Annotated in this window: 20 protein-coding genes; 6 read left to right on the top strand and 14 right to left on the bottom strand. The window is 40.9% G+C overall.

The genetic code is table 11. The features are described from left to right. Positions 1–105 precede the first annotated feature (105 nt). Positions 106–438 carry a DMT family transporter gene (locus EXH44_RS08005; protein ID WP_162856997.1) on the top strand — a complete coding sequence of 111 codons (333 nt, stop codon included), beginning with the start codon at positions 106–108 and terminating at the stop codon, positions 436–438. A 61-nt stretch (positions 439–499) separates the two neighbouring features. Here the strand turns inward: EXH44_RS08005 and EXH44_RS08000 are convergent, their stop codons facing one another. Beyond that, a complete protein-coding gene (locus tag EXH44_RS08000) occupies positions 500–1,375 on the bottom strand; it encodes a putative selenate ABC transporter substrate-binding protein (protein WP_162856996.1) in 876 nt (291 codons plus the stop codon). Between the two features lie 161 nt (positions 1,376–1,536). On the opposite strand from EXH44_RS08000, the gene rluA reads away from it, so the two are divergent. Together rluA and EXH44_RS07990 are read left to right on the top strand one after the other, a co-directional pair. Next, entirely contained in the window at positions 1,537–2,205 is a 669-nt protein-coding gene (gene rluA, locus EXH44_RS07995) for a bifunctional tRNA pseudouridine(32) synthase/23S rRNA pseudouridine(746) synthase RluA (RefSeq protein WP_162856995.1), read from the top strand. 12 nt (positions 2,206–2,217) lie between these two features. Then, the gene (locus EXH44_RS07990; protein WP_162856994.1) at positions 2,218–3,609 is read left to right on the top strand and encodes an MATE family efflux transporter; all 1,392 of its coding nucleotides are present in this window, start codon (positions 2,218–2,220) and stop codon (positions 3,607–3,609) included. A gap of 62 nt (positions 3,610–3,671) precedes the next feature. Here EXH44_RS07990 and EXH44_RS07985 read toward each other — a convergent pair whose 3' ends face one another. The 10 genes from EXH44_RS07985 to EXH44_RS07940 all read right to left on the bottom strand — a co-directional run bounded on the left by EXH44_RS07985 (position 3,672) and on the right by EXH44_RS07940 (position 11,837). Next, the gene (locus tag EXH44_RS07985; protein WP_162856993.1) at positions 3,672–4,502 is read right to left on the bottom strand and encodes a metal ABC transporter permease; all 831 of its coding nucleotides are present in this window, start codon (positions 4,500–4,502) and stop codon (positions 3,672–3,674) included. After that, a complete protein-coding gene (locus tag EXH44_RS07980; protein WP_162856992.1) occupies positions 4,502–5,374 on the bottom strand; it encodes a metal ABC transporter permease in 873 nt (290 codons plus the stop codon). The genes EXH44_RS07985 and EXH44_RS07980 overlap by 1 nt, the downstream gene beginning before the upstream one ends. 3 nt (positions 5,375–5,377) lie before the next feature. Beyond that, positions 5,378–6,139 carry an ATP-binding cassette domain-containing protein gene (locus EXH44_RS07975; protein ID WP_162856991.1) on the bottom strand — a complete coding sequence of 254 codons (762 nt, stop codon included), beginning with the start codon at positions 6,137–6,139 and terminating at the stop codon, positions 5,378–5,380. Between the two features lie 91 nt (positions 6,140–6,230). Then, positions 6,231–7,205 carry an IS30-like element ISApl1 family transposase gene (locus EXH44_RS07970; RefSeq protein WP_075283441.1) on the bottom strand — a complete coding sequence of 325 codons (975 nt, stop codon included), beginning with the start codon at positions 7,203–7,205 and terminating at the stop codon, positions 6,231–6,233. An 86-nt stretch (positions 7,206–7,291) separates the two neighbouring features. Then, entirely contained in the window at positions 7,292–8,173 is an 882-nt protein-coding gene (locus EXH44_RS07965) for a metal ABC transporter substrate-binding protein (protein WP_162856990.1), read from the bottom strand. A 190-nt stretch (positions 8,174–8,363) separates the two neighbouring features. Continuing rightward, entirely contained in the window at positions 8,364–9,395 is a 1,032-nt protein-coding gene (gene rsgA / locus EXH44_RS07960; RefSeq protein WP_162856989.1) for a small ribosomal subunit biogenesis GTPase RsgA, read from the bottom strand. A gap of 103 nt (positions 9,396–9,498) precedes the next feature. Beyond that, a complete protein-coding gene (arsB, locus tag EXH44_RS07955; RefSeq protein ID WP_162856988.1) occupies positions 9,499–10,500 on the bottom strand; it encodes an ACR3 family arsenite efflux transporter in 1,002 nt (333 codons plus the stop codon). Continuing rightward, positions 10,500–10,913 (bottom strand): arsenate reductase (glutaredoxin), encoded by a 414-nt coding sequence (gene arsC / locus EXH44_RS07950; protein ID WP_162856987.1) that lies wholly within the window; start codon positions 10,911–10,913, stop codon positions 10,500–10,502. The genes arsB and arsC overlap by 1 nt, the downstream gene beginning before the upstream one ends. A gap of 51 nt (positions 10,914–10,964) precedes the next feature. Continuing rightward, entirely contained in the window at positions 10,965–11,279 is a 315-nt protein-coding gene (locus EXH44_RS07945; RefSeq protein WP_162856986.1) for an ArsR/SmtB family transcription factor, read from the bottom strand. Positions 11,280–11,426: 147 nt separating this feature from the next. Beyond that, positions 11,427–11,837, bottom strand: coding sequence for a DoxX family protein (locus EXH44_RS07940; RefSeq protein WP_162856985.1), 411 nt, complete (start codon positions 11,835–11,837; stop codon positions 11,427–11,429). A gap of 120 nt (positions 11,838–11,957) precedes the next feature. Between EXH44_RS07940 and EXH44_RS07935 the strand changes: the two genes are divergently transcribed. Then, positions 11,958–12,845, top strand: a complete 888-nt coding sequence (locus EXH44_RS07935; protein WP_162856984.1) for a LysR family transcriptional regulator — start codon at positions 11,958–11,960, stop codon at positions 12,843–12,845. Here EXH44_RS07935 and EXH44_RS07930 read toward each other — a convergent pair. From EXH44_RS07930 to EXH44_RS07920, 3 genes are read right to left on the bottom strand one after another with little or no spacing between them, the layout of a single operon-like run. Next, positions 12,837–13,835, bottom strand: coding sequence for a LacI family DNA-binding transcriptional regulator (locus tag EXH44_RS07930; RefSeq protein WP_162856983.1), 999 nt, complete (start codon positions 13,833–13,835; stop codon positions 12,837–12,839). The genes EXH44_RS07935 and EXH44_RS07930 overlap by 9 nt on opposite strands. Positions 13,836–13,843: 8 nt before the next feature. Then, the gene (locus EXH44_RS07925; protein WP_162856982.1) at positions 13,844–16,873 is read right to left on the bottom strand and encodes a glycoside hydrolase family 2 TIM barrel-domain containing protein; all 3,030 of its coding nucleotides are present in this window, start codon (positions 16,871–16,873) and stop codon (positions 13,844–13,846) included. A 16-nt stretch (positions 16,874–16,889) separates the two neighbouring features. Then, a complete protein-coding gene (locus tag EXH44_RS07920; protein ID WP_162856981.1) occupies positions 16,890–18,134 on the bottom strand; it encodes an MFS transporter in 1,245 nt (414 codons plus the stop codon). Between the two features lie 362 nt (positions 18,135–18,496). Here EXH44_RS07920 and ccmE point away from each other — a divergent pair, with 362 nt between their 5' ends. Beyond that, positions 18,497–19,030: a cytochrome c maturation protein CcmE gene (gene ccmE / locus EXH44_RS07915; protein ID WP_162856980.1), complete on the top strand. Its 534-nt coding sequence runs from the start codon at positions 18,497–18,499 to the stop codon at positions 19,028–19,030. Beyond that, positions 19,027–20,970: a heme lyase CcmF/NrfE family subunit gene (locus EXH44_RS07910; protein WP_162856979.1), complete on the top strand. Its 1,944-nt coding sequence runs from the start codon at positions 19,027–19,029 to the stop codon at positions 20,968–20,970. Before ccmE ends, EXH44_RS07910 begins: the two co-directional genes overlap by 4 nt. Positions 20,971–21,028: the final 58 nt, after the last annotated feature.

Below are 21,028 nucleotides of genomic sequence, written 5' to 3'. Positions count from 1 at the left end.
TTACTCATCTCATATAGTGCTCACAGAAAAAGTTAAAAAACAAGACTACTAAATTTATTATTACTTTCTATAATATATTCTTTCACCTTATTTTAAGGATCTCGAATGAACGCTTGGATTTTATTATGTATTTCTATTTTTGCTGAAGTTTGTGGAACCACAGCATTAAAATATAGCGACGGTTTTACAAAGCCACTTCCTACGTTTTGTGCTATTGTCGCTTTTGGAATTGCTTTTTATTTAGTGTCTATTGTGTTTAGAACTCTGCCTGTTGGATTAGTCTATGCCGTTTGGTCAGGTGCAGGTATTGTATTAACTGCATTAATTGCCTTTATCTTTTTTGGACAACGCCCTGATTTCTTCGGCTTACTGGGTATGACAATGATTTTAGGTGGTGTGCTTATTATCAATTTACTTTCTAAGACATCGGCTCATTAATGATAAAGTAACCACCAAATTGTAGGGATATGATAAGTCATACCCCTACAATCAAACTGCCTTACTTAATCAACTTCAGCTCTTTCGCCACTTTCTCAATATCTTGATAGTTGCTGTTTTGCGTTGGGGTAAACTTCTCGGCAGAGAGTAAATTCATCACCTGCGAGCTTGACGCATCGGCTTTTAATAATGCAGCTTTGACTTTCTCTTTGGTACCGTCACCAAATTTTTTATCAACAAGATTAATAGTCCAGTTGTAATCATAGTAATCCGGTGTGGTGTAGAAAAGCTCGACTTTATCGTGATTAACTTTGCCTTCTTTCACCATTTTATCCCAGTACTGCTTATTCACTGCACCGATTTGCACTGAACCTGCTTCTACTAAGCCGTAGGTTTTATCGTGCGAACCACTGTAAGTCGGTTGAGCGTCTAAGTCTTTTTCAGGGTTAATTCCAGCTTCCGTTAAGAAAAAGCGAGGCATTAAATGACCTGATGTCGAACTTTCGCTACCAAAAGCAAGGGTGTGACCTTTAACATCTTTAATCTCTTTCACATTATCTAAGCCTTTTTGCTTGATAAAGACGGACTTAAATTTCTCATCTTGCGGACGTTGTGCGATAGCTTCAGCACCTTGCACTTTGGCACGAGCTTGTACCCCCGTTAAACCACCGAACCAGACTAAATCAATTTCACCACGACGGAATGCGGTGACTACGGCAGCATAATCGGTGACAGGCACATATTGCACCTTTAACCCTGTTTCTTTGCCTAAATACTCAGCAAAACTGTCGAATGAACGGGTCATTTCGGCAGCGTTATAGTCAGGAATAGCACTGATTTTAAAGGTTTTATCGGAAGGTGATGCGATAGCAACTGAGCTAAACAGCACGCTGAGAGCGGTGAAAGCAGTTGCAAAACTTGCAAAAAGCGGTTTCATGGTGTTCTCCAAAAGAAATGTAAATAAATTGTAATGTTCAAAATGAACGTGCAAAAGATACTCTATTTTTTATAAAAAACAAGCGATTTCTGTGATTCGTTTGGGAAATCATTTTATCTTTGATAAGATCATGACTGTTTTTACTGAATATCAAAAATACAATGGCATTAATCGAATACAATCCCCCTGTTGAGCCTTGGCTTGACGAAGTTTATCGTGATAATCATATTTTAGTGATTAATAAACCAAGTGGCTTACTTTCAGTACCTGGAAATCGCCCTGAATATCAAGACAGTGCGATGGTGCGTGTGCAACAGAAATACGGTTTTACTGAGCCGGCTCACCGTTTAGATATGGCGACAAGCGGTATTTTGTTGTTTGCATTAAGCAAACAGGCGGAAAAAGAACTCAAACGTCAATTTCGTGAACGTGAGCCGAAAAAGCACTATCAAGCGTTAGTTTGGGGCAAATTAGGCGAAAAAGTTGGCGATACGGGGACAATGAATTTTCCGTTAATTTGCGACTGGGAAAATCGTCCACGCCAAAAAATTTGCTACGAACGGGGTAAACAAGCGGTCACTTTTTACGAAGTGCTTGCACATTATCCTAATAACACCACAAGGGTGAAATTAACCCCTTATACTGGGCGTTCGCACCAATTACGCGTACACTGTTTAGCCTTAGGTCACCCAATTGTGGGGGATAAATTTTATGCGAATCCGTTAGCAAAAAGCCTATCTCCAAGGCTCTGTTTACACGCAGAAGCATTAACCATTACGCACCCGATTACGCAAAAAGTGATGACATTTGAAGCGAAACCTGAATTTTAAAAGGCAGATAGCATGAACTTTCAATGGCAGAAATATCCTGAAAATACACAAAAATTATTCAAACTTTCGATCCCGATTTTTATCTCTCAGTTGGCTGCGTCAGGAATGGGGCTGGCAGATATTATTATGGCAGGGTTAGTCAGTGACGATGATGTCTCAGCGATTGCGGTCAGTAATTCGATCTACTTTCCCTTGTTTTTATTTGTGCTGGGGATATTAAATGCGATTACCCCAACGGTTTCTTATCTGAACGGTTCGAGCCAACGTTCGCTGATTGCACATCAAATCCGTCAAGGCGTTTGGATTGTGTTAATGCTAAGCGTGCCGTTGATCTTTATCTATCTCAATGCCCATTTGATTTTAGATCTAATGGATACCCCAAAAGCCTTTTCAGGAAAAGCACAAGATTATCTCACCGCTTTAAGTGTCGGGATTATTCCAGCTTTGCTTGCGGTGAACTTACGCTGTTTTAACGATGGGCTGTCCAACCCTAAGCCAGCGATGTATATCACCTTTTTTGGCTTAATTTTAAACATTCCACTCAACTATATTTTTATCTTCGGCAAATTTGGTATGCCCGAATTAGGGGCGGTTGGCTGTGGTGTGGCAACGGCAATCGTAAACTGGGTAATGTTTGGGCTGATTTTACATTATTGTTATACCAACCCAGCTCAAAAGGATATTCGTCTGTTTGAAAAATGGATCGAGAAACCCTGTAAAGCGACATTAAGCAAACTGTTTAAACTCGGCACACCGATAGGCTTTGCTCTGTTTACTGAAGTAATGCTGTTTGCGGCATCTTCCTTGATTATCTCACCGCTTGGCTCGCAAGTGGTGGCAAGCCATCAGGTTGCCTTACAAACCAGCTCGCTGTTTTTTATGATCCCACTTTCGTTTAGCATTGCCACAACCATTTTAGTTGGGCAAACCTTAGGGGAAAAGCGAGTTGCAGAAGCAAAATATCTGACTTATCACGCTATTTTTACGGGGGCAATGGTCGCAATGGGGTTAGCAATGGTGATTTTACTGCTCAAAGATCTGATCCCTCATGCCTTTACCAGTGATCCAACGTCTATTGCTATTGCATCTAGTTTATTGATTTTTGCAGCGATCTATCAAATTCCCGACTCAATCCAAGCGGTATGCAATGGCATTTTGCGTGGTTATAAAAATACCAAGCCTATTTTGCTAACAACCTTAATTTGCTACTGGTTAATCGGAATGCCACTAGGCACTATTTTGGCTCACACCGATTGGATCGTTCAGCCGATGGCGGCAACAGGATTTTGGCTGACATTCTGTGTCTGCTTAAGTTTAGCCGCAGGACTATTTTTCTACTTTATGCGGAAAATTCAGGCTGTGCCCGAAGAGGTGTTAATTCAAAGATTGGAAGCAATGAAGTAATTGACAAGCGGTAAGATTTGGCTATTTTTTTGCAAAATATTCACTAAATCTTACCGCTTACATTAGCCTTTCAGCCCTTTTAACTTGGTAATCACCAACGCTATCAAAAACCCTACCGCTTGCAACAACACAATGCAAGGTCCTGTGGCGACATCAAAATGGAAACTTAAAAACACGCCCCAGAAAGCACTGTTTACCGCAGTAAAGATGGCGATCAGCAGCATTCGGTCAAAGCGTTTGGCAAGTATGTAGCCTGTGATCCCCGGGGTAATCAACATTGCGACCACTAAAATCACGCCGACCACTTGCATTGCACTAATGATCACTAATGCCAATAAAACCAGTAAGCTGTAATGTAACACTTTGATATTAAAGCCAACGGTGCGAGCGTGGCTAGCATCAAAGCAGTAAAGTAGAAAATCTCGGCGTTTTACTAAGATAACTAATAACACCACAAGAGAGATAGCTAGGGTTTGGTAAAATTCATTGTCGGTAATCCCAAGCAGATCGCCAAATAAGATGTGCATTAGATGTTGATCTGTTTCGACTTTGGCAAACATCACCAAACCTAATGCAAACATTCCCGAAAAGACAATCCCCATTACCGTATCTTCTTTTATACGGCTATTTTCTTTGAGATAGCCAACGGCAACGGCACAGAAAATGCCCGAAACAAAAGCCCCGATGGCTAACGGAATAGCAAGTAAATAAGCAATCACAATCCCTGGTAATACGGCGTGTGAGATCGCATCGCCCATTAGCGACCAACCTTTTAGCACTAAATAGCAGGACAATACGGCACAGATCAAGGCGACCACAACACCGATAACTAAGGCTTGTTGTATAAAAGGGAAAGCGAGCGGTTCAGCAAACCATTGATAGAGTGCGTCCATTATTCGCTCCCTTGACAAGCGGTCGGTTTAGCTGAATTTTTTGCAAATTTGCGTGAGAGTAAACCATATTTAGGGGCGAAGAAAAACGCCAATAAAAACAGTAGAGTTTGTAGTGTGACAATAAATCCGCCCGTCGCACCATCAACAAAATAGCTTAAATAAGCACCAAAAAATCCACTAAAACCGCCAAGTGAAATTGCGATAATCAATAATTTGCCGAATTTATCCGTTAATAAATAAGCCGTTGCCCCTGGGGTGACAACCATTGCGATCACTAAAATTGCACCGACACTTTGTAGTGCGGCAACGATACAGGCACTGAGTAAGCTGAAAAACAGCACTTTAAGTCGCATCGGCGAGATGCCTACGGCTTTAGCTTGAATTTCATCAAAAAAGACGAGTAATAAATCTTTCCAGTAAATCACTAGAAAAAAGAGTGACACCGATAAAATAATCACCACTTGTAACATATCTTCATCGGCAATGCCTAAGATATTGCCGAGAATGATGGATTGCACATTAACGGACGTTGGATTGATGGAAATAATTAATAAACCTAAGGCAAAAAAGGTGGTAAAAATAAAGCCAATTACCGCATCTTCTCGCAATTTTGTAACGGATTTAACCGCTAAGATAGCAATAGTGGCAAGAAATCCCGAAAAGAAAGCCCCGACAGCATAAGGCAAGGACAAGGCATAAGCCAATGCAACACCAGGGACGACGGCGTGCGATAAGGCATCACCAATCAGCGACCAGCCTTTGAGCATTAAATAGGCAGACAAAAAAGCACAGACCGCCCCGATTGCACCGCTTACTACAATCGCTTTAAACATATAATCGTAGGAAAAAGGTTCTAGCAGTAACTCAAGCATTGATTATTCCTTATGTTCTCCGAATAACTGCTGATAACGTAAGACACCGCCAAATACTCGTTCAAGATTTTCAGGGGTGAATGTCGTTTCGATAGTTCCTGTTGCTAACACTGTGCGATTAATCATTACCGCTTGATCGCAAAAACTTGGTACAGCGGCTAAATTGTGGGTAGAAACAAGGATTAAGTGACTGCTATCCCGAAGCTGTTTGAGTAAATCGATGATCGCATTTTCGGTATTTACGTCCACGCCAGTGAAAGGTTCGTCAAGTAAGATAATTTTGCTCTCTTGAGCAAGCGAACGAGCCAAAAATACCCGTTTTTTCTGCCCCCCTGAAAGTTCGCCGATTTGACGATCCGCAAGGTGAACGATATTGACCCGCTCCATTGCTTCGGCGACTTTTTGCTTATCCACAGCAGAAGGGATACGCAGAAAATTCATATAGCCATAACGCCCCATCATTACCACATCATAAACCGAGACAGGAAATTGCCAGTCCACTTCTTCACTTTGTGGCACATAAGCAACAAGATTGCGTTTTAAGGCTTGATTGACAGGCAGTCCGCATAGCTCAATCTTTCCTTTTGGCTGAACTAAACCCATAATGCTTTTAAATAAGGTTGATTTGCCACTGCCGTTCACCCCAAGTAATGCACAGATTGTGCCACCGTCAAGGCGAAAAGTAACATCGTGAATTGCCGTGTGTCCGTTGCTATAACGAACGGTGACATCGGAAACAGAAAGAGAACTCAGGGGAATGTTCATATTTGTTAGGTAATCCTATTTTGTAAATGTAGGGCGAACCAATGTGTCCGCCCCTACCGTTTAATCATATTAATTTTTATCTCTTGAATTGTCAAACCAAGTGCAACGTTTTTTTGAAGTAAACTTCATAAGGTGTTTTCCAACCTAAACATTTACGTGGTCGTAAATTCAGTTTATTGACCACCTGTTGAATATCAACTTCGCTCCACTGATTGATGTCTTGGTGCTTCGGAAAGTATTCACGAAGTAACCCATTTGTATTTTCATTCGTTCCCCGTGTCCACGGTTGATGCGGCTCGGGGAAGTAAAATTCTACACCCAGTGCTTCTGTTACCAAACGATGTTGGGCAAATTCTTTACCACGGTCTGGCGTAATTGACCGCAATATATGTGAATCCAGCAATTCAATCATGGCTTTTTGGACTGCTTCGGCTTTTTTGGCAGGAATTTTCTTCACCAACTCAAAACGACTTTTGCGTTCCGTCAGCGTCAGCAAACAAGCTCCACCCGCTTTACCCAGTACGGTATCGGCTTCCCAATGCCCAAAGCGACTGCGATTTTGCGCCGAAATGGGACGGTCGTTCAAATGGTTGGATATCTGAATTTTGCCACGTTTTTCATGATGATTTTTTGTATGCCGTGTTTTGCCTTTGTGGCGCAGTTTGCGACTGGCTTTGCGTTCGCCTATATCAAACAACCCTGAATAAATACCACGATAAATGGTTGAATAACTAATGGATAATTCAGATTTTTCCAATTTTAATCGTGCGCTGATTTGTTCGGGCGACCAGTTTTCTGTCAGAAACTTTTCTTGCACCAAATTGAAATATTCAGGCTGCTCTAATTTGCGCTGTGCTTTGCTGTTTTGACGATGCTTCAAATAGCTGTTTTGTGCGTTCGTTGCACTGTAGCTTTCTAGAGCGTGTCGTTTCAGCTCGCGAGAAATGGTGCTGGAGCTACGTCCCAGTGCTTTGGCAATTTCTGCTTGTTTTTTGCCCTGTGCGAGTAAAATCATTATCTTTTCTCGCTCGTTTATTGTAAGATGTCGGTAGGAAGTACTCATCATTTGGAAATGGTTTTTGTGTGGAAACAAAATTATATTCTAGTTGATGAGTACTTCTTTTTTTGTTGCACTTGGATTGTAAATTCAGCCTATTTGCCTTCAAATCCAGCAACAATAGTACTCACAGTAACATTGAGTAAATCAATATAGGTTGGTACTTTGCCATCTTTTGTTGAGAGAGAGTCCACATACAACACACCGCCATAACGTGCTTTACTCTCTTTTGCCACTTGTTTAGCAGGCTTATCTGAAATGGTACTTTCACTAAATACCACCGGAATTTGATGTTTACGCACTTGGTCGATCACTTTGCGGATCTGTTTTGGCGTGCCTTGTTCATCTTGGTTAATCGCCCAAAGGTATAACTCTTTGAAGCCATAATCTCTAGCAAGATAGCTAAACGCCCCTTCGCTTGTCACTAACCAACGTTGTGCTTCAGGCACTTTTGCCAAACGCTCACGCAACGGCTGATCTAAGGCAATGATTTTATCCGCATAGGCTTTTGCATTCGCATTATAGGCTTCTGCATTTGCTGGATCGTATTTCACCAAGGCTTGACGAATATTTTCAATATAAATCAACGCATTTTTTGTGGACATCCAAGCGTGTGGGTTTGGTTTATCTTTGTAAGGCCCTTCATAGATGGAAATCGGCTCAATGCCTTCCGTTACCACAACCGCAGGCTTGTCTTTCACTTGAGAAAAGAAACGCTCAAACCAGCTTTCAAGGTTCATACCGTTCCACAACACCAAATCCGCAGATTGTGCTTTCACAATATCCTGTGGCGTTGGTTGATAATCGTGGATTTCCGCACCTGGTTTGGTGATCGACTCGACCACCGCCTTATCCCCTGCGACATTTTGAGCAATGTCTTGAATCACAGTGAATGTGGTGACCACTTTAAACTGCTGGGCAGCAAGTGGATTACTTACCAAAAAAAGCATACTAAGTAGTGCTGCTAATTTTTTCATCGTTAGTCTCCTTATATAAATTATGGGTTTTCAGGCAGCATTTTATAGATAAAATTTAACCTGTCAATAAATAAAAATGATTCTCAACAACCCCACTAGATGATAATCAACAAGCGGATAAAGATGAGAATCAATAAGTATTGCAAATGAGAACGGGTTGCTATTTTTATCTAGCAACCCGTTGATTTTATTATTCTTTTCTAAAATACCGCTGACTTTTGCTTTCTTGGCGACTTTCTAAGAGCCTGTGATAGTTATCAAAACGTATCGGATCGATTTTCCCCTGCTCTACAGCTTCTTTTAATGCACAACCTGGGTCATCTTTATGTTTACAATCACGGAATTTGCAAGTGCCTAATACCGAAGCAAATTCCCGATAACCTTGTGTAATCTGCTCGGCTTCTAAATGCCATAAGCCAAATTCGCGAATCCCCGGCGAGTCGATCAAATTTCCACCTTGAGATAAGTGGTATAAACGTGAAGCCGTTGTGGTATGTTGCCCTAAGCCTGAAATATCGCTGACTGCCCCTGTTTGGGCATTTACATCAGGCAATAATTGATTGATTAGACTTGATTTTCCAACACCTGACTGTCCGACGAAAATAGATGTACCTTTCGCTAAATAAGCATTCAACGCCTGCATATTCTCGCCTGTGTCTGCGGATAAACAGAGTGTCTGGTAGCCGATCTTTTTATAGATCTCAAGCTGTTGTTGCACTTCTTTTCGCTCTTGTTCACTCAATAAATCAATTTTATTCAACACAATTAAGGCAGGAATGTTGGCATTCTCACAAATTACTAAATAGCGGTCGATAATGTTCAGCGAGAGCTGAGGCAATACGGCGGATACAATGATAATTTGATCGATATTTGATGCCATCACTTTAATACCGTCGTAATAGTCAGGACGAGTTAGCTCATTTTGGCGAGGGTGAACAGCTTCAATCACACCGCTAATCCCTTGCAATTGCTCACTTCCCAAACGCCACGACACCACATCGCCCACCACCACATTTTTTAATGTTCGTCGTAAATTACAACGGAAAATCTCACCGCTTGCGGTTTCTACATCGGCGTGTTTAGCGTGGCGAGTAACCACAAGACCTTGCTGGACTTCCCCCAACATTTCATCTTGCCATTCAAATTCAGCTTTGTTGATCTTTTTGTGATGGTTAGTTTGAATCCGACGTTGTTGATTCTGAGTTAAGCGACGTTTGCTCAAAAGATTGCCTCTTTGCGAATAAAAAAACAGGCGAAAGGATACTATAAAAATGAGACAAGCGGTGAGATCCTGCAAAAAATTTGCAAAATCGCACCGCTTGTCATTATTTATTCCAACGGTTTAACAATGCAACAAGTGAAAGCATTACAGGCACTTCAACCAGCACACCGACAACGGTGGCTAATGCCGCACCTGAATGCAAACCGAATAGCGAAATGGCAACAGCAACAGCTAATTCAAAAAAGTTGCTAGTGCCGATTAAACAGGCAGGGGCAGCAACTTGATGTGGCAGTTTTAGCCATTTTGCCAAAAAATGTGCCAAGAAAAAAATGCCGTAGGTTTGAACCAAGAGAGGTATGGCGATCAGTAAAATCACTAACGGCTGTGCCAAAATGGTTTGTGCTTGGAATGCGAATAACAGCACGACGGTGAGCAATAATCCTAAAATGGAAAAAGGCTTTAATTTTTGGCTTAATCGCTGGATTTTTTCAGCGGATTGCCCCAATGCATTTCGGGTTATCCAACCTGCAAGAAGTGGCAACAATACATATAAAATCGTGCTGTAAAGCAAGGTTTGCCACGGAATTTGAATATCACTAATCCCTAGTAAGAGTCCTGCAATCGGCGCAAACGCAAAAATCATAATGATGTCATTGATTGACACCTGTACTAAGGTGTAATTAGCATCACCACGCACTAACTGCGACCAAACAAACACCATTGCCGTACAAGGCGCAACGCCAAGTAAAATCATTCCTGCGATGTATTCTGTCGCTGATTGTGCATCGACCCACTCCGCAAAGAAGACACGGAAAAAGAGCCAACCGACCAACGCCATCGTAAAAGGCTTGACCAGCCAGTTAATAAATAAGGTTAAAGCCAAACCTTTCGGTTTTTTGCCGACATCTTTAATCGCCGACCAGTCGATTTGGATCATCATCGGATAAATCATCAGCCAAATTAGTACAGCAACAGGTAAATTGATGTGTGCGATTTCCAATTTGGCAACCCAAGCGAACAATTCAGGTTGCCATACGCCTAACCCGACACCAACTAAGATCGCTAACGCAACCCATACGGTTAAAAAGCGTTCAAAAAATCCCATTACTTTGCTCCTGCATGAATGACTTCGCCATCTTCTTTCACAAAGTCCACTTCTAAAGCAGCAGGGGCAATTTGTAAAAAGACTTCCGAAGGACGACATAAACGCACACCTTTTTCTGTAACGACAATTGGGCGGTTAATTAAAATCGGATTAGCCAACATCGCTTGGATAATCTCATCATCACTCACTTGCGGGTTGTCCAAACCACACGCTTGATATTCCGGCACATTGGTGCGTAACAGCTGGCGAGGTGTTAATGCCATTGCTGACAATAAATCTCGCAATCTTTGCTCATTCGGCGGATTATCTAAATAATGTATCACTTGCGGTTCAAATCCCATATGGCGAATTAATGCTAATGTATTGCGTGAAGTACCGCATTTTGGATTATGGTAAATAATGATTTGGCTCATTTTTGCTCCTTATATAATTCAAGAGTTATTGAAATATGTATACAAATTTTTTTAACAACACATCGTTGCACATTTTTCCTGACTGTTTTTACAACAGTTATCGGTAAGAAATTGGGTTAATTCCAACATCAACGGCAAATTCGCATGATAGCGAACAAATCGTCCTTCTTGCAGGCTTGTGACCAGCTGAGCTTGGCTTAATGTTTTCAAATGGAAAGATAAATTATTTGGCGCAAGCCCAAGCTGTTTGGCTAAATCACCTGCAATCATCCCTTGTGTTCCCATAGCTGAAAGCGTTTGGAAAATAGCAAGACGAATTGGCGAGGAAAGACTTTCAAATAATTGGCTGGCTTGTTCTGTGTTCATTGCATAAATAGACTTGGAATGTATCGAAGTAAAGTTTATCTATATGAATAAAATATTTCAAGAGTTATTGAAATATATAAAATAAAACAAGCGGTGAGATCCTGCAAAAAATTTGCAAAATCGCACCGCTTGTCGAAGAAAGGTGGATTAGTTTTTACCGAATAACTTCTGATCTAACGATAATTTGCCTGCGCCTGTAAACACTAATACTAAGAAGAAGAGTGAGTACATTGCGGCTAATTCGCCCTTATTTAACATCGGTTGGAATAAAGTTTCTGCGGTAGCGTGTACGCCAAAATACGCATAAGCCATTTGACCTGACAGTAAAAATGCCGTTGGGCGAGTGAATAAACCTAATGCGATTAAAATGCCGCCAACGATTTCTAAAATAGCTGCAAAACCGTAAAGAGAGAAAATCTCTACGCTGCCGTTACCACCTGTCATTGATACCGGAAATTCAAAGAATTTTGCTGTACCGTGTAATAAGAACATATAGCCGACTACAACACGTGCTAATAAAAATGCCACTGGGCTTAATTTTTCTAATGTTTGATTCATTTTGCTTTCCTTGATGTCTTGTTGAAATGAAAGGCTGGCATTATAAAGAGCAATAATAATTTGATAATAGCTGATTTACTTAATACACTATTAAGCATCACTTAACAAAAGGGTTAGACTATGTACGATTATAAAGCAATGAGTGTGTTTGTTTGCGTAGTGGAACAGGGTTCTATGCAAGCGACGGCAGAACAATTATCAATGACGCCGTCTGCGGTTACTCAATCTATTCAAAAGCTTGAAACCCATTTGCAGATTAAACTTTTAAACCGTACCACACGAAAATTATCGCTGACAGAAGCGGGGGAGATTTTTTACCAAAATGCAAAACAGATGCAACAAAGTGCAGAAAATGCGGTGAAAAGTGTCGAATTGCTTCGATCTCAACCTATTGGGCAACTCAACATTGCTTGTGCAACAGGGTTAATGGATAGTCTGCTAATCAATGCGTTTAAATCGGTGTTGGATTCTCACCCCGATTTCCACTTGAATTTGTTGTTTGAAGATAAAGTGATTGATTTATTGGAAAATCGAATTGATATTGCTCTGAGAGCTGGTCCTGGTGTGTTGAGTGATAACATGATTGCTCGCCATCTTTATACCTTTGAGCTAATTATGGTAGCTCACAAAGATTACTTACAAGAGAAAGGAATGCCGAATAATCTTGAAGAGTTGGCTAAATTGGATTGGATCGGTTTTTCCAACACTCGCTATTCTTCAATTATCTTAAAGAATCAGCAGGAAGAAAAAGAGATTTCCCCTGAGTATCGTATTCACTGTAACAGTTTATATGCAAGCCGTTGCTTAACAATGAAAGGGCTGGGGATTTCAGTTCAGCCCGATGCGGATGTGAAACAAGCTCTCGCAAGCGGTGAGTTAGTCCAAATTTTTCCCGAATGGAAACTGCCGAGCGTACCACTCTATCTAGTGACAATCCAACGGATTCAATCCGAAAAAGTGCGAATCGCTTGCGAGTTAATTACTGACTATTTTAAGCAATTATACTGAATTTCTCCTAATTAATGCACAAGGCAATAAGACTTCTCTCGTTTCTTGTCTACCTTTAATAAAGTGCAATAATGCTTGTTCTCCCATTTCATAATGAGGTAACTGTACTGTTGTCAAAGAAGGTAGAAATAAATGAGCAACACCAATCATATTATCATACCCCGTAACAGCGACATCTTCAGGGATGCGAAATCCATGACGTAATAAAATTTGATACACCACTAATGCAATACGATCATTTCCACATACGATAACATCGTAATCAAATGATTGAGGATCTATCGATAAAATATCTAATAATGGTTTTGCTCCACCAAGATAATTTTCTTCATCCGCTTGCATAAAATATTGCGTTAAGGGTTGTGCATCCTGTTGCTGGAACCAAATATATTCAAATCCATTTCTACGCTTAGTTGTTGCAATATAGTTTTTAGGAATATGTAATAACAATGGCTTTTTATACCCCTTTTCTACAATAACCTCAGCAATATTTTTTAATCCCTGATAATCATCAGGAATATAACTAGCCACGGAAATATCATCAGTAATACAATTTGCCAATACAATAGGAAAATCGCGCAATTTCTGTGGGATCTTAACTTTCTTTAATCCATTTCGTGCAATGATAATGCCTGTAGGCCGATATTGAATTACTCTCTCTACTGCTTGCTCAAATTGAGAGCGATTGTCTTCCAAAACATTAATAACCAAGGTATTCCACTTATGTTTATAAGCTGTTTGTTCTATGGCCAACAAAATATCTACGGATAAAGGAGTTGTTGCTGTTCCTATAGAAAGAACAACAACAGTCTTTTCTTTAACTCGACGCGATGATCGCGTTGTTGGGTCTGGAGCATATTGTAATATATTCACCGCTTTCATCACTCTTTGATAAGTGGCTGGAGCGACTTTTTTAGGATTATTTAAAGCGCGAGAAACGGTCATCATGGACACATTCGCCATCTCTGCAACATCCTTTAGAGAAGCCATATAGTCTCCTATCTCCTACATAAATTTAACTTTATTTCAATCTCCCAATTAAAGTCACTTTCATTCAACCGATATTTATCCTTTAAGTTCGGACCACAAGAGTTCGAGCCGATACCGCTCATTTTATAATCGATACACAGAATGTGATAAGACGATTTTTCTAGCTCGTAATGGTGTTTTTTCAGGGTTAATTCTTCCTGTGTATAAGGGGAAAAATTGAAGCTGAACGGCTGTGGAGCGGTAATCACGAGATCTTGGGTGTGAAGATATTCGCAACCGTAGTGACTGCCGTTTTCCTGTGGTTTGACGTAGTCTTGGTGATTTTGCTCGGCGGTGGTTTGGTACAGACCTAGTTGGCTTGCGTGGTGTTTGTCGATGTAACTTTCACTCTCGCCATAGCCGAAATACGCTAGCTGACTATTGTGTTTTTCAAGGAAAAAACGTAAGCCGAAACGGGGTAAATAGGGCAAATGGGGTTTGCGTTTGCCTTGCACCTGAAGGGTAATGTTGCCGTCAGCTGTTAGGTGATATTGCACCAGCAAGCGAACAATCGGCTCTTTCGCTGTGGCAACCACTGCACAATCTGCGGTGACAATAACTCTTTCTTCCTGCCTATCCACTTGTATCTGATAAGCTCGGCTGTAAGCCTTGTCGTAACCTGCACTTTCCCAAAATGTTCGGATTAGACGGTCGTTGTCTGTCGGTGCTCGCCACACATTAAAATCAAGAGGTTGAGCAAGGATGTTTTTACCTTGATAGATAAGGTTAGATAAGATCCCTTTAGTGCGATCAAAACGGTATTCAACCGTGCCATTTTTGACGATGATATGTCGTGTCGTCTGTTCAATTGCAAGCGGTGACTTTGTCGCTTTGGTTTGCAAAAGGTGGTCTGGTTGAAAGGCGTTGTTAAACAATTTGATCTGATCAAATCCCAGTATATGCCCTTGTTCAACAAAGGTTGTGGCGTGATTTTGACGGTAATTGAGTTCAAGTAGCCATAATTTGCCGTTATCTTGCGGTAATTCGATAGGTAAGCAAGCGGTCTGTCTTGGCGGACAATTTACCGATATTTCCCCTGTATTGATCGTTTTGCCATTTTCACTTAGGCGGTAGGAAATGGTGAGATGAGCGGCGAGATCGGTAAAGTCCAAGTAGTTCTTGATATAGATCTTTCCTTGCTCAAGGCTGGCACGAACAGGGCGATTAACGTTTTTTAGTTCGAGTAGATTACTGTGGGGCTGACGAGTTGGCGATACTAAGCCGTCCATACAGAAATTGCTATCGTGTGGATATTCGCCAAAATCACCGCCATAGCCGAAACGTCCTGAGTCATCTGGAAGATATGGAGCGTGGTCGCACCATTCCCAGATAAAACCACCGCAAGCCCCTGCATATTTTTCAAAGGTTTGGAAATAATCTTCTAAATCACCGTTAGAGTTCCCCATTGCGTGCGAGTATTCGCAGAGTAGGAATGGCTTGGTTTGTGGCTGTTCAAAATAGCGATCCATATCTTCTGTGCTGGCGTACATTTCGCTATGAAAATCTAACGGGGTAAGATCGTTGCGATGTTCAGAATGTTGATAAATGGCACTTTCATAATGAACCAGACGGCTTGGATCTCGCTGTTTGATCCATTTTGCACTGGCTTCAAAATTTTCCCCGTAACCTGCTTCATTACCCAGCGACCAGATCAGTACCGATGGGCGATTTTTATCTCGTTCTACATTAGCGTAGGTGCGGTCTAAGATCGCTTGTTGGTAGTCTGGGTGTCGGGCGAAATAGCAGAAATTGTCTATCGTTTGTTGCTGAATACGTTGGTTATCATCTTGTTTTGCTACATTCAGTAAAATGCTGTGTTCCGGCGTTGGAACGTATTGCATACTGGCACCGTGGCTTTCGATGTCACTTTCGCTAATCAGGTAGAAGCCGTAGCGGTCGCATAATTCGCTAAACCAAGGAGCATTCGGGTAGTGGGCGGTACGAATAGCGTTGATGTTATGTTGTTTCATCAGCCTAAAATCCTGTTCTGCTTGTTCACGGCTGATAACATAACCCGTTAGGGGATCGCTGTCGTGGCGGTTTACCCCACGGAATTTGATCGGGTGGTTGTTGAGCAAGAGTACACCGTCTTTGACTTCGATCCGACGAAAACCGACCGCTTGTTCAATCACTTCGTTTCCATAGGCAAGGCGTAAGGTGTAAAGTTGTGGCTGTTCGGCATTCCAAAGTTGTAGTTTGTCAATTTTAACCTTGAAGTGATCGCTTGTCTGTTCGGCGATTAGGCGATGTTGTGGATCAAACAGTTGGAAAGTGAGCTGTTGTGGCGATTGCACAAAGGTACATTCGACCGATAAATCCGCTTGATCTAATGCTTCAGACAGGCTGGTTTTGATAAAGAAATCTTGTAGATAATTGTGTTCACGTTCCAGCAGATAAACATCTCGGAAAATCCCTGACATACGGAATTTGTCCTGATCTTCCAAATAGCTACCATCACACCATTTAAGCACCACGACATTGAGCTGATTTTCCCCAGAGATTAAAAAGTCGGTGACATCAAATTCGTTTGTGCAATGGCTAACCTGCCCATAGCCTACAAATTGTTGATTGAGATAGAGATAAAGGCAAGCGTCCACCCCTTCAAAATTTAGTAAATAGCGTTTTGTCGATTTAGGCTCGTAGTGGAATGTCCGTTGATATACACCGCAAGGATTGTCGTGTGGCACATAAGGCGGATCGAAAGGGAATGGGTAGTTGATATTCGTATATTGATGTTGATCGAAGCCTTGTGTCTGCCAGTTTGATGGCACAGGAATGCGATGCTCAAAAGGCTGAGAAAGAAAATCTTCAGGCAAATCCATCACGCTCGTAAAATAGTTAAATTGCCATTCACCATTGAGTAGGGTAAATAGGCTAGATTGTTCACGCTCAAGGGGGACGACCTTATCTTGTGTCGCAAAGGGAATGAAATAGGCGTGATGGGGTGTGGTGTTAATGTGAAGTTGGGTTGGGTTTTGGTATAACGGTTGAAGTTGCATAAAAATTCTCCATGAATTATACATTAGCTCTATTTGATAGCGTAAATATAGATAACATTGTGAAACTACACGCAATACAACCTAAAATAAAGTAGGTTGATTGATAACCATAAATATCATATAAGTTTCCAACAATTGGTGAAATAAACATATTCCCAATTTGTTTAGCAAAATGGCATGAAACTAAATAAATTGTTGCAGAAAAATGTAATTCAAAAACACTTGCAATGTATTTAAATACTCCAACAAGATAAAATGGCACCTCAAACATATGTAATGTTTTAAGCAAAATGACGTGCCAAGCCTCTGTTGCATAGGATGAGCCTATAATACGTACACTCATGATCATTCCTGCAATTAGTAATGCATTTTTAGCGCCAATTCTATTAATTAGTAGGGGAACAAAAAACATAATCAATGCATTTAGTAACTCCCCTCCTGTAGTAACATAGCCAAACATTTTTATACCATCTTCGTTAGAAGGGAAAAATGTATTGAAGAAATTTCCAAATTGTTGATCAAAAATATCATAAACACAGGCTACACCAATGACATAAATCAATAATGCCCAAAAATGAGGTAATTTAAATAAAGATAAGGCTTGCTTTAATGTCACGGATTTTTTATGGGGCATAACACTGTCAGCAACTGTTAATGATGAATGTGTTTCAGGTTTTGCGACAAAAACCAACAATAACAAAATTAATGATGCGATAGAGCCAAGCCAAAATACCCATTCAGGATTAATGCCATACAAGATCCCCGCAATAGAGGCGCAAATAGCCCATCCAAACATCCCAAACATTCTTGCTCTACCATATTCAAACTGGCTATAGCGACTAATTCTTTCAATATATGCTTCAGATGCTGGTGCTCCAGCTTGGAAAGCAAAGCCAATATAAATTCCCCCGACTACTGCCCCTAACCAAACATTCACTTTTAATAAAGGAGAAAAAACATAAATAAAAAATGGGGCATAAAAAACAAGGGTAACTGCTAACAACCAAAGCAAATGTTTTTTTACCCCCAACCTATCGGAAACATATCCAAAAATTGGTTGAAAGATTAAAGCAAAAAATGACATCATAGCAAAAACAGTACCTCGTTCTTCGCCACTAAGTCCATTAATATCTCCCAACCAAATACCTAAAAATGGATAGCACGTCGCCATAATAAAAAAGTAAACAAAGAAATAACTACTAAAAATCCAATAGTTACGATTAGAAAGATAGTTGGTCTGCATACTTTTTTCAGATCTCATAGATCACACTCCATAAATAAATCTATGATTAAATTTATCACCCATCTCTATGACCCTCAATAAATGTTAAATTAACATTTATCAATTGTGACGCATTTCACATCGTATTTTCAAAAAGTTGAAAGATATTGGAGAAAAGGAGATTGGACTAAGACAAACAGTCCGATCTCAATAAACTTCTGCAAATTGCAAAATTTTTCAACAATCTGACCGCTTGTAAAAACGTAGCTCCGCTTTCTTTTTATAAAAACTCTATTTAAATCAAAAGACATAAGAATAATTGACGATTCTTGTCGGTTTTTTTGCTAGGATAGCACTTTAATTTTTCTATTTGATTTTTGAGTGATTACAACGAGGTTTTTATGAACCCAAGACGCAAATCTAGATTGAAAGTGGTGATGGCAGTGTTAAGTGGGCTTGCCGTTGCTGTTGGTTTAACCCTATATGCGTTAAGCCAAAACATTGACTTATTCTATACGCCATCAGAGATTATCTATGGTAAAAATGATGACCCGAAAACCAAGCCTGAAGTTGGACAGCGTATTCGAGTTGGGGGTATGGTGGTTGATGGTTCAGTGAAACGTGATGAGAAAACCCTTAAAGTGACCTTTGATCTCAATGATATTGGGCCTGCAATTCAGGTGGAATATGAAGGGATTTTGCCTGACTTATTCCGTGAAGGGCAAGGGATTGTGGCACAAGGTACTTTAGTTGAGCCAACCAAACTGAAAGCGACAGAAGTGTTAGCCAAACACGATGAAAACTATATGCCACCTGAGTTAGGCGATCAGATGAAAAAGCAACATCAGCCGATGGGGATTTCAGAAGCCGATCTGAAAGGAAAATCAGAACGTGATGCAACGCAGATCTCTCAGCCGTCTGGAGAAAATAAATGATTGCTGAATTAGGTAACTATACCCTTGCTCTTGCTCTCGCATTGGCAATTTTATTGGCGATCTTACCGCTTGTTGGTGCTCATAAGCAAAATGCAAGTCTGATTGCGTTAGCTCGCCCGATGACCTGGGCGGTTTTTTTAGCCTTGTCTATTTCGTTTGGCTCGCTTTTTTATCTGTTTGCCGTCAATGATTTTACCGTGCAGTATGTGGTGAATAACTCAAACAGTACTTTACCGCTAGAGTATCGCCTTTCTGCTGTTTGGGGTTCTCACGAAGGATCTTTGTTACTCTGGATTTGGCTACTTTCCCTTTGGAGCGTTGCTGTTGCGACATTCAGCAGACAAATGCCTGAAGAAGCTGTAGCTCGTGTATTGGGCGTAATGGGCTTGGTCAGTATTGGCTTTTTAGTCTTTATTCTGTTTACGTCTAACCCGTTTAACCGAACTTTCCCTGATTTTCCTGTTGATGGTCGGGAGCTTAATCCGATGTTGCAAGATGTTGGCTTAATTTTCCACCCGCCATTACTGTATATGGGCTATGTGGGCTTTTCTGTTGCCTTTGCTTTTGCTATTGCTTCTTTGATGACGGGTCGTCTTGATACCGCTTGGGCGAGATGGTCACGTCCTTGGACTATGGCGGCGTGGGTATTTTTAACATTAGGCATTGTACTCGGCTCTTGGTGGGCATACTACGAGCTTGGCTGGGGCGGTTGGTGGTTCTGGGATCCTGTGGAAAATGCGTCGCTAATGCCGTGGATTGCCGGTACTGCATTAATTCACTCTTTAGCCGTTACGGAAAAACGTAGTACTTTCAAAGCGTGGACGGTATTGTTGGCTATTCTTGCCTTTTCACTCTGTTTACTCGGCACATTCTTAGTGCGTTCAGGGATTTTAGTGTCGGTTCACGCTTTTGCTTCTGATCCAACTCGGGGCTTATATATTTTGGCTTATCTCGTGGTTGTGATTGGCGGTTCGCTACTACTTTACGCTTATCAAGGCAGTAAAATTAAGAGCTTAGATAATTCAGAGCGTTACTCACGAGAGTCAATGTTACTACTCAATAATGTGCTGTTAATGGCGTTTTTGTCGGTGGTCTTTTTAGGCACGATTTTGCCGTTAATTCATAAGCAAATTGGTTTAGGAACAATTTCTATCGGTGCGCCTTTCTTCGATCAAATGTTTATGATCTTAATGGTGCCTTTTGCATTTTTATTGGGGATCGGACCGCTTGTAAAATGGCGTCGAGATCAGGTTTCTGCTATCCGTAAGCCTGTACTCATTTCATTAGCCGTAATGGCATTACTCGGCTTTGGGTTGCCTTATCTTTTTGCCAGCAAAATTACGGTCAGCGTTGTATTAGGGACAATGATGTCTGTGATTATCGTGGCACTGAGTTTGTATGAACTACATCAACGAGCAACACATCGTCACAGCTTCTTACAAGGTATTTTGAAACTTTCTCGCTCCCATTGGGGAATGGTATTGGCTCACTTAGGGGTTGCAATGACCGTGTTTGGCATTGCCTTTAGCCAAAATTACAGTATCGAAAAAGATGTACGAATGAATGTTGGCGACAAAGTTGAAATTTTAGATTACAGCTTTACCTTTAAGGGTATTCGCGACTCAAATGGGGCAAACTACATTGGTGGCACAGCGGATATTGAAATTCATCGAGATGGTAAATATGAAGCCACGCTACACGCAGAAAAACGCTTTTACAACGTTAGTAAAATGGGTATGACCGAAGCTGCGATTGACTGGGGATTTAGTCGAGATCTCTATGCAGCCTTAGGTGAACGTTTAGAAGATGGTTCTTGGGGCGTACGTTTATACTACAAACCGTTTATCCGTTGGATTTGGTTCGGTGGCTTGTTTATGTCCATTGGTGGCATACTTTGTATGATGGATAGACGTTATCGCTTGAAAGTAGCTAACCACTAACCTAAGAATATATAAAAAGAATATATCAAACAAAAAGGCATAGTCGTAAAACTGAGAC

The sequence above is a fragment of the Actinobacillus indolicus genome, from assembly GCF_004519515.1.
GTDB lineage: Bacteria > Pseudomonadota > Gammaproteobacteria > Enterobacterales > Pasteurellaceae > Glaesserella > Glaesserella indolica_A.
The sequence above is the reverse complement of the archived record's forward strand: the minus strand, read 5'-3'. Positions and strand labels throughout refer to the sequence as shown.